The organism is Marinobacter sp. C1S70, assembly GCF_000475355.1.
Classification (GTDB): Bacteria; Pseudomonadota; Gammaproteobacteria; order Pseudomonadales; family Oleiphilaceae; genus Marinobacter; species Marinobacter nauticus.
In genome coordinates this window covers 88,166-97,522 of the sequence record NZ_AXBW01000024.1, presented here as the reverse complement: position 1 = coordinate 97,522, position 9,357 = coordinate 88,166, and the positions used below count along the sequence as shown (strand labels likewise).

10 protein-coding genes are annotated in these 9,357 nt (G+C 56.4%); 5 read left to right on the top strand and 5 right to left on the bottom strand.

Going from position 1 to position 9,357, the window contains the following annotated elements; all coding sequences use genetic code 11:
• Positions 1–191: hypothetical protein (locus Q669_RS19845; protein WP_036149229.1), on the top strand; the 191-nt coding region annotated here is incomplete at its 5' end.
• A 154-nt stretch (positions 192–345) separates the two neighbouring features.
• Here the strand turns inward: Q669_RS19845 and tyrS are convergent.
• Positions 346–1,548: a tyrosine--tRNA ligase gene (gene tyrS, locus Q669_RS08250; RefSeq protein ID WP_022991915.1), complete on the bottom strand. Its 1,203-nt coding sequence runs from the start codon at positions 1,546–1,548 to the stop codon at positions 346–348.
• Between the two features lie 304 nt (positions 1,549–1,852).
• Between tyrS and Q669_RS08245 the strand changes: the two genes are divergently transcribed.
• Positions 1,853–3,232: an OapA family protein gene (locus Q669_RS08245; protein WP_022991914.1), complete on the top strand. Its 1,380-nt coding sequence runs from the start codon at positions 1,853–1,855 to the stop codon at positions 3,230–3,232.
• A gap of 2 nt (positions 3,233–3,234) precedes the next feature.
• Complete coding sequence (locus tag Q669_RS08240) at positions 3,235–4,335, top strand: anhydro-N-acetylmuramic acid kinase (RefSeq protein WP_022991913.1); 1,101 nt, start codon at positions 3,235–3,237, stop codon at positions 4,333–4,335.
• A 1-nt stretch (position 4,336) separates the two neighbouring features.
• Here Q669_RS08240 and erpA read toward each other — a convergent pair whose 3' ends face one another.
• The 4 genes from erpA to argC all read right to left on the bottom strand — a co-directional run bounded on the left by erpA (position 4,337) and on the right by argC (position 6,988).
• The gene (gene erpA / locus Q669_RS08235) at positions 4,337–4,669 is read right to left on the bottom strand and encodes an iron-sulfur cluster insertion protein ErpA (RefSeq protein WP_011784224.1); all 333 of its coding nucleotides are present in this window, start codon (positions 4,667–4,669) and stop codon (positions 4,337–4,339) included.
• Positions 4,670–4,752: 83 nt separating this feature from the next.
• Entirely contained in the window at positions 4,753–5,199 is a 447-nt protein-coding gene (locus tag Q669_RS08230; RefSeq protein WP_022991912.1) for a bactofilin family protein, read from the bottom strand.
• Position 5,200: 1 nt separating this feature from the next.
• Positions 5,201–5,941 (bottom strand): DUF6776 family protein, encoded by a 741-nt coding sequence (locus tag Q669_RS08225; RefSeq protein WP_022991911.1) that lies wholly within the window; start codon positions 5,939–5,941, stop codon positions 5,201–5,203.
• 9 nt (positions 5,942–5,950) lie between these two features.
• Positions 5,951–6,988, bottom strand: a complete 1,038-nt coding sequence (argC, locus tag Q669_RS08220; RefSeq protein WP_022991910.1) for an N-acetyl-gamma-glutamyl-phosphate reductase — start codon at positions 6,986–6,988, stop codon at positions 5,951–5,953.
• 154 nt (positions 6,989–7,142) lie between these two features.
• Between argC and Q669_RS08215 the strand changes: the two genes are divergently transcribed.
• A complete protein-coding gene (locus tag Q669_RS08215; protein ID WP_022991909.1) occupies positions 7,143–8,918 on the top strand; it encodes a chloride channel protein in 1,776 nt (591 codons plus the stop codon).
• 3 nt (positions 8,919–8,921) lie between these two features.
• A complete protein-coding gene (gene hemJ / locus Q669_RS08210; RefSeq protein WP_011784219.1) occupies positions 8,922–9,344 on the top strand; it encodes a protoporphyrinogen oxidase HemJ in 423 nt (140 codons plus the stop codon).
• Positions 9,345–9,357: the final 13 nt, after the last annotated feature.

Below are 9,357 nucleotides of genomic sequence, written 5' to 3'. Positions count from 1 at the left end.
AAAGAGCGTTTGAGCTGTTGCCCAATCAAGGCCGCGTATTCTACATCGTTCCGCTGCCCTGTCAACCGTTTATTTTTCGCTGTTTTCGCTTCCGAAAACCGCCGAAAAACTCTCCGGCTTACTGCCTGTTTCGAGGTGCGCATTCTACACTGAACCGCCTTCCTGTCAACCGCTTTCTGAAGTTTTTCTGAAACATTTTCTTCAGCGCTTTCAAGCAGTTATCGCTCAGGCTTTGCCTCTTTTCAGTGGCCTGCCCCTCAAGCGAGATGCGCATTCTACAGACCTCAGCCGAGGAGTCAACGGCCAATCTGAAAAAAATTCAGATTGGCCAAAACGCCACGAAAATCACTCGACAATTATCACCCGGGCAATCTTCTTTTTACCCGCCTGGATGACACACTCATCTCCTGCTACGAACATGCGCTGCCCCTCAAACTGCTGGCCATCCACATAAACCGCTCCACGCCCAAGTACGTCACGCGCCGCAGCACCGTTCTTCACCAGACCAGCAAGACGCAGAACCGCAGGCATCGGAATCTCACCCTGACCTTCCAGCGAAACCTCCACGACCGGTACGTTGTCCGGAATCTCACCGAGAGCAACCCGATTACCCGCCGACTTATGAGCCGTCTTTGCAGCCTCCTCATCATGGAAGCGGGTAATCAACTCTTCAGCGAGCACCTTCTTATAGTCCTGAGGGTTTTCGCCGCCGGCAACCGCGGCCTTGAAGTGCTCGATCTCAGCCATCGGCCGGAAACTGAGCAACTCGAAGTAGCGCCACAGCAACTCATCTGGCATGGAAAGCAGCTTGGTATACATCTCCCCCGGGGAGTCGCTGACCCCCACATAGTTACCGAGAGACTTGGACATCTTCTGGACACCATCCAGCCCCTCAAGGATAGGGACGGTCAGGATGGCCTGCGGTTTCTGGCCGTAATGCTTTTGCAGAATCCGCCCCATCAGAAGATTGAACTTCTGATCAGTGCCACCCAACTCAATATCAGCTTCCAGCGCCACTGAGTCGTAGCCCTGCACCAGAGGATAGAGGAATTCATGAATAGCGATTGGCTGCTCGGAACGATAGCGCTTGGTAAAGTCATCGCGCTCAAGCATACGGGCAACCGTATATTGCCCGGCCAGGCGAATCATATCCGCCGCTGTCATCTTGCTCATCCACTCGGAGTTGAAGACAACCCGGGTTTTTTCCCGATCCAGAATCTTGAACACCTGCTCTTTATAGGTAATCGCATTGTCGCGCACCTGATCTTCAGTAAGCGGAGGCCGGGTAGCACTCTTTCCTGTGGGGTCACCGATCATGCCGGTAAAGTCACCAATCAGGAAAATAACTTCGTGCCCAAGGTCCTGGAACTGACGCAGTTTGTTTATAAGCACCGTGTGGCCGAGGTGCAGGTCTGGTGCGGTTGGGTCGAAGCCGGCCTTCACTCGCAGCGGCCGACCTTCTTTCAGCTTTTCAACCAGGTCTTCCTCTGGAATCAGCTCATCAATACCCCGTTTGATAATCGCCAGCGCTTCATCTATTGATGCCATGAACCCCTCACCCCGTCTGTGACAATAAAGCGGGAGCCGGTTACAGAGGTCTACAAAAGAAATCTGTGAGTTACCGGCACCCTTGGTACAGTAGAAATGCTCAGAAAACGACCAGTCAGAGCATGAAAAGCCCGGGATTATAGCAGCGGCAGCGCAGTTTGTACGACCAGCACAGCCGCTCGACTGTAATGTTGGACACTGTCGCAATTCTGTTATATGCGGTACTCTGTTGGTCTATACTTGACCTGACGCTTTAATAAGCCGGTACAAATTACTGGATTACCGATTAAAACGGGTGAGCCACGTGCTGAAAACATTCCCCAAAACACACATTACCCTGGCGGCAGCCGCCACGGTGATCGTCTCTGCTGCTGTCCTGATGAGCCCAAGCGCAGACGTTGAAGCCAAGCGGATGAGCTACACCGTCGACCTGGAGCAGGGCCTGATTTCCGGGGCATCCTCACAGGAAGCCAGCACCCAAGCCGCCGCTCCGGAGGCTGAGACAACAAGCCAAACAACTGAAAGCCAAAGCCAACCAATGACAGCTCAGGCAGACGTTGCACCCGAGCCTGATATTCAGTGGCAAGAATTCACCATTAAATCTGGCGATACACTCTCCACGTTGTTCCGGAAAGCCGGATTTAACGACGGCCTGATGCTTTCGGTGATTCACGGTGACGGCGAGGCCGACAAGCTCCAACGCCTTTATGCCGGCGAGGATATCCGGTTCGGCGTGAACTCCGAGGGCGAACTGGTTGCGATTGAACTCCAGCGCTCTTTGTTGGAGTCCCTCAAAATCGCGCGCACGGAGGATGGCTTTCTTGGTGAGACCGTCGTTCGCGAACCTGAAGCCAGACCGGCATTCGCCGCAGGCGTTATCGACGGGTCTTTATACCTCTCAGCCAGAGACGCCGGCCTGAATGATCGCCTGACGATGGAACTGGCCGGCATTTTCGGCTGGGACATCGACTTTGTATACGATGTCAGAAAAGGCGACAGCTTCGAAGTGGTTTACGAAGAGCTTTATATTGATGGCGAAAAGTTTGATACCGGCCGAATTCTCTCTGCCCGCTTTATCAACCGGGGAGAAGATAACCTTGCGCTGTTATATACCGATGCGAACGGAGAAAGTGACTACTATTCACCCGACGGCAAGAGCATGCGCAAGGCCTTCCTGAGAGTGCCGATCAACGCCCGCGTTTCCTCGCCCTTCAACCTGCAACGTCGCCACCCGGTTCTCGATGTGGTTCGCCCACACGAAGGTACCGACTATGCCGCACCTCCGGGGACCCCAATCAAGGCAGCCGGCAGCGGCCGGGTGAAGTTCGCTGGCTGGAAAGGCGGCTACGGCCGGACGGTGGTACTGCAGCATGGCGACAATATCACAACGCTTTACGCACATATGAGCCGACTGGGCAAAGGCATCAAGAATGGTACCCGGGTCAAGCAGGGCGAAACCATTGGCTACGTCGGCTCATCCGGCATGGTGACTGGACCCCACCTGCATTACGAATTCCGGATCAACGGTGCGCCGAGAAACTCAAGAACGGTAAAACTCCCCGACGCCAAGCCGGTGCCGGACAGCGAGATGGCAAGGTTCCAGAAGTTCACCGAACAGCGCCTGGCACAGTTCAACGTGTTCCGCGAAAGCAATCAGCAGCTGGCTCTGGCCTCGGATAACTAAGCATGGACTACTGGCTAGGCCTGATGTCTGGCACCAGCATGGACGCAGTTGATGCGGTGCTGGTGTCTTTCGACACGAACAGCCTGGCCGTCCACGAAACCGTCTCTCTACCCTATGCCGACGCACTACGCCAGCGGTTACTGCTGGCAACACGCAACCAGGCAGACCCGGATGAGCTGGGCGAACTGGATACCCTGGTTGGCCAGCATTTTGCGGAAGCCGGTGCCCAACTGATTAAACAGTCGGGAATTAACCCAAAACAGATACGGGCCGCCGGCAGCCACGGCCAGACCATTCGCCACCAACCAGCCGGCAATGCGCCCTTTTCCCTTCAGATCGGCAATGCCGCGTGGCTATCCGAACGCCTGGGGATCAGTACAGTTGCCGATTTCCGCAGCCGGGATATTGCCTCCGGCGGACAGGGCGCTCCCCTGGTACCCGCTTTTCATCGCTGGCTCTTTGCCTCACCCACTCAGGATAGATGCATTCTAAATCTCGGTGGCATTGCCAATATCACCTGGCTGCCGGCCGGATCGAGAAAGCCGGCCGTCGGCTTCGATACCGGCCCGGCCAATGCCCTGCTGGACGCCTGGTGCCTGGACCAGACCGGGCGGCATTTTGATGAAGACGGCCACATGGCCAGTGAGGGCGCGACCCATTCCGAACTGCTTGCCAGCATGCTGTCAGACGCCTACTTCAGCAAACCAGCTCCGAAAAGTACGGGCAAAGAGCGTTTCAACATCGACTGGGTGCGCACACATCTTCAACGTTTCGACGAGATACCCGCCGAGGACGTGCAGAGAACCCTGCTGCAACTGACCGTGACCACCATTCTCCAGCAGTTACCACAGGAAAATGCGGACATGGCCGTGTATGCCTGTGGTGGTGGCACCTTCAATCGATTACTGATGAGAGAGCTCAAGGTAGGCCTTGGGTCTGCCGCACTACACACCACGGCGGATCTTGGTCTTGACCCTCAGTGGGTAGAGCCGGTGGCGTTCGCCTGGCTGGCCCGACAAACCATCCTTCAGTTACCGGGCAACGTGCCCGAAGTCACCGGCGCTTCGGGCGAGAGAATACTGGGCGCAATTTATCCACCCTGATTCAGATGGAAAATGAGCTGCCGCAACCGCAGGTCGAACTCGCATTGGGGTTCTGAACGACAAACTGTGAACCCTGCAGCCCTTCCTGATAGTCGATAGTCGCGCCCACCAGATACTGATAGCTCATTGAATCCACCAGCAGCTTGACCCCATCCCGTTCTATGACGGTGTCATCTTCTTCCTGACTTTCATCAAACGAGAAGCCGTACTGGAAACCGGAGCAGCCGCCGCCTGTGACAAAGACACGCAACTTGAGATCGGGATTTTCCTCCTCCTCGATCAACTCACGCACCTTTGCGACTGCGTTGTCGGTGAAAAACAACGGCGTGGCCATTTGTTGCTGAACTACACTCAAAGTCTGCCTCCGGCATGATATTGCTGTCAGGAAATTATGGTATTCCTGACTAAAACAATCAACTATTCGGACTTGTCCTCATCTTCACCTGCGATTGAACTCTCTGGCTGCTTTTGCTCATGCGTCAGCAAACCACTGGTTTCATCCTTGCGCACCAGATTGCCGTTGACCGAGGCGCCCATGGCCATCTCAATCAACTGGTAATAGACATTGCCGGTAACAACCGCTTTCTCTGCCAGCTCGAGGTGGGCAGAGGCATGCACGTCACCCTTTACCTTGCCATTGATGATGATATGGGGAGCCACGACGTCGCCAACGATTTCCCCCACCTCTGACAAACGCACCACCGCATCGGAGCCTTCTTCGGCCACAACCCGGCCCTTGATGGTGCCATCCACGTGAAGACCACCGGAGAAATGAACGTCGCCCTCAACGGTGGTCTTGCCGGAAATCAGGGTGTCAAAATGGCCGGGGGAACGGCGGGGTTTCTGCTTTTTCTTGCCAAGCATCTCAGTTCTCCGTTAAATCTTTCCAATCAAAGGTTCGTTCAGCCTGGGATGCCTTGCGGCCCTCCGCCTGGGCAACGACCTGAATCTCATAGGGTTCAAAGCTCTCAGGCAGGCGCAGGCTGCCCTCCACATCCTGGAAGTAGCGGAACCGGAATTTCACGCCCAGATCATCAATCTCATCCGACAGATCTCTCAGCGCAATCACCTCTTTCTCGCCATCCAGACGACCGATGACATTTACGGCCACCAGACCCGAAATATAGCTCTTGTTGTTGCCAACCTGAGTCAGCACCATTTTGAAATCGAAAACACCAGACTCCCTGGCCGGGCTCAGCGTAAAACTGTCCACCTGCAGGCCCTTGCTGGTTTCCGAGGGCGCCATGATATTGCGGTAGAAGGTAAGATCCGCCTCCAGCTCCAGGATGCGGGTTTCCAGGCCGACAATCGTGTTTCGTGCCTCCCGCAGTGCCTGTTCATCGATCGCGCGCCCACGTTCGAGATTCACCAACCCCTGACGTGCCTCCCGGTATTGCTCCCGAAGGTTTTCTACCTCCTCCACCAGCTGCTCGGCAGACGCCTCCGCCGAGCTGAAACGGAAGCCTCCCTGGGCAAGCCCAGCGGCATATCCTGCCACGGCGGCGATGACGGTAAATGCCAGCAGAATCAGGCTGCGACGTAACCGGTAACCTGGCCGATGGCGGATAACAACGTATTCATCCGCCGGTTTTCGAGGATCACTCACGGCCCGACCTCACGGCAGCAGAGCCGGAGCGTTCAGCCCCATGGTTTCATCCAGGCCGAACATGATATTCATATTCTGAACCGCCTGGCCGGCGGCGCCTTTTACCAGGTTGTCGATCACCGATGACACAATCACGATATTACTGTCTTCCTGGCGGTGTAATGCCATCCGGCAATGATTGGCACCACGAACACTGCGGGTCTCCGGATGACTGCCGAACGGCATGACATCAACGAACGGCTCATTTTTATAACGCGCCTCATACAGCGCCTGAAGGCGGTCAAAATCCTGAGGGTTATCGAGCTCGGCATAGAGCGTGGCTTCAATACCGCGAATCATCGGTATCAGGTGCGGCACAAAGGTAACGCCAACGCCTTTCCCTGCAGCGGCCATGAGGCCCTGGCGAATCTCCGGCAAATGCCGATGCCCGGAAGCGCCGTAGGCCTTGAAACTCTCGCCTATCTCACCGTGAAGCATGCCAATCTTGCCCTGCCGGCCGGCACCGCTGGCGCCAGACTTGGCATCGGCTATCAGCCTTGCCGGATTGACCAGGCCCTGCTCCAGCAACGGCAGGAATCCCAACTGCACGGCTGTCGGATAACACCCTGGATTCGCAACCAGCTGAGCGTCACGAATGGCCTCGCGCGCCACCTCGGGCAAGCCATAAACCGCTTTTTCGGCCCAGCCGGCACTCTCGTGGGGCATGCCATACCAGTTTGCCCAGGTATCAAGATCTTTCAGGCGGAAGTCCGCGGACAGGTCGACCACGCGAACACCTGAGGCCATCAATTCCGGAACCATGCGCATGGCAACGCCGTGCGGCGTGGCAAAAAACACCAGATCACAGCTCGCCAGCACCGATGCGTCGGGCTCGGAGAATTCAAGGTCAAAATGGCCTCGCAGGTTGGGATACATATCGGCCACGGGCATACCCGCTTCCGATCGCGAGGTGATGCAGATAACCTCTGCTTCCGGGTGGACAGCCAGAATTCTCAACAGCTCTACACCCGTGTATCCGGTTCCGCCGACGATGCCTACTTTAATCACTCTTATCTCCAACGTGGTCTGGACAGAATTGGGAAGTCAGGGCACGTAGTCTAACATGATAAACCAAGGACTTATTGCAGCCTGCGGGCCCGCCGTTACAATGTTGTCAGAAATCTGCTGATGATCCCGACACTCCAACCGGAACACCCCGCCAATGCGTAGCATCAGGCAACAGATTACCGAGAATCTGATCCCCGTATTCCGGCGGAAGCTCTCCGGCGTTGATGCCTTACCGCAATTGGCGGTTCTTGGCCTGCTGTCCGGCATTGTGACCGGCGGCGTGATCCTGCTTTTCCGACTCGCTATTGAATGGCCACTGGAGCATTTCCTGCCGGGCCAGGGCTCAGAGAGTTTCGAAGAGCTGGATCTGCTCACCCGCGGTCTTCTGCCACTGGCGGGGGCTCTGGGGCTGGGGCTGCTGTTGCACAAACTCGCCCTGCACGATCGCAAAGTCGGCATCGTTCATATCATGGAGCGGCTGAACTACCATCAGGGCTACATCTCCTTCCGCAGCGCCATGGTTCAGTTTGTTTCCGGCGTTACCACGGTCATTACCGGGCAATCCGCCGGCCGGGAGGGGCCCGCCGTCCATCTGGGCGCGGCCTTCTCCAGCCTGCTCGGGCAATGGATGCGGCTGCCCAACAACAGCATTCGTACGCTGGTCGCCTGCGGTTGTGCCGCTGCCATTTCCGCCTCCTTCAACACTCCCATCTCCGGCGTGATTTTCGCCATGGAAGTGGTGATGATGGAATACACCATTGCCGGCTTCACTCCGATCATCCTGGCCGCGGTCAGCGCTGCCATCGTCACCCAGGCGGTTTATGGCACCGAACCGGCGTTCAGTGTCCCGGCTCTGACCATGAATTCACTGCTGGAGATCCCCTGGATTCTCGCCATTGCCGTTATTATCGGCATCGCAGCGGCCGGATTTATCCAACTGGTAGACAGTATGGGCCGTTACCATCACCGCCCGGTGTTGCTACGAATTGCCGTGGCCGGCCTGTTGATGGTGCCCTTCGCCCTGGTCATCCCGGAAACCATGGGCATCGGCTACGATACGGTGAGCGAAACCATTCACGGTGAACTCGGATTCTGGTTACTGATCGGCGCGGGCAGCGCCAAGCTGGTCATCACCGGATTGTCCATTGGACTGGGTATGCCCAGCGGTGTTATCGGCCCCACCATCTTCATGGGCGCCACCCTGGGCGGCGCCATGGGCCTGATCGGCGCCCAGATGTTCCCGGACATTGCCTCATCGGTGGGGTTTTACGCCATGCTGGGTATGGGGGCGATGATGGGCGCCGTGCTGCAGGCGCCACTGGCGGCTTTGATGGCGCTGATGGAGCTCACCCGGAACCCGAACATCATACTGCCAGGCATGCTGATGATTACTACCGCCAGCCTGGTAACCAGCGAAGCTTTCGGCAAGAAATCGCTATTCCTGACCATCCTCAAGAGCCAGGGCCTGAGCTACCAGAATTCCCCCGTTATCCAGGCACTGAGGCGGGTTTCGGTTGGCGCCATCATGGAACGGAATATTCTTCGAACCGAGCGCGCGCTCACCCTTGAAGAAGCCAAGAAAGCCCTGAAATCGGAACCGAAATGGCTTCTGGTGGAAGGCAGCAATGGCCCCACCGCCCTGCTACCGGCCGTCGATCTGGCCCGCTTTCTTGAGGACACCGAGAAGCAGGCCGCCGAGGAAGGCACCGAATTACCGGAATCCATTGATTTGATGGAAATCCCCGCCAACCGGCGGGATGTGGCACCGGTACAGTACCAGGCAACGCTGGAAGAAGCCCTGCATCAATTCGACAGCACCCAAGCTGAGGCACTATACGTACAACGCCATGTGGCCCCCATGATTCAACGGGTTTATGGTGTTGTGCTGCAAACGGATATCGAAAGCTACTACCAATACCGACGGAGTTAACGAATGCTTTGGGTGAAAGCCTTCCACATTATTTCCCTGGTGTGCTGGTTCGCCGGCATTTTCTATCTGCCCAGACTGTTCGTGTATCATGCCGCCTGCGAGGATGAACCAGGCAAAGAGCGGTTCAAGGTGATGGAACGCAAGCTTTACCGTGGCATTACGACGCCTTCCATGGTCGCCACGGTTGTATTCGGTGTCTGGCTGCTCAGCTATAACTGGTCAGGCTATTTCAGTCAGGGGTGGCTGCATGCCAAGCTGACGCTGGTGGCTTTGCTGATCATCTACCACTTCTACTGTGGTCACCTTGTCAAAGTGTTCCGGGATGACCAGAACACCCGTAGCCACGTGTTCTACCGCTGGTTTAATGAGCTGCCGGTGTTTGTCCTGCTCGCTGTCGTGATTCTTGCTGTTGTTAAACCATTCTGAGGAGATCGGCCAT

Coding starts and splice junctions, on each gene's coding strand:
- tyrS (WP_022991915.1), bottom strand. CDS start 1,548: ATGGCATCAATAGATGAAGCGCTGGCGATTATCAAACGGGGTATTGAT.
- Q669_RS08240 (WP_022991913.1), top strand. CDS start 3,235: ATGGACTACTGGCTAGGCCTGATGTCTGGCACCAGCATGGACGCAGTT.
- erpA (WP_011784224.1), bottom strand. CDS start 4,669: ATGGCCACGCCGTTGTTTTTCACCGACAACGCAGTCGCAAAGGTGCGT.
- Q669_RS08230 (WP_022991912.1), bottom strand. CDS start 5,199: ATGCTTGGCAAGAAAAAGCAGAAACCCCGCCGTTCCCCCGGCCATTTT.
- Q669_RS08215 (WP_022991909.1), top strand. CDS start 7,143: ATGCGTAGCATCAGGCAACAGATTACCGAGAATCTGATCCCCGTATTC.
- hemJ (WP_011784219.1), top strand. CDS start 8,922: ATGCTTTGGGTGAAAGCCTTCCACATTATTTCCCTGGTGTGCTGGTTC.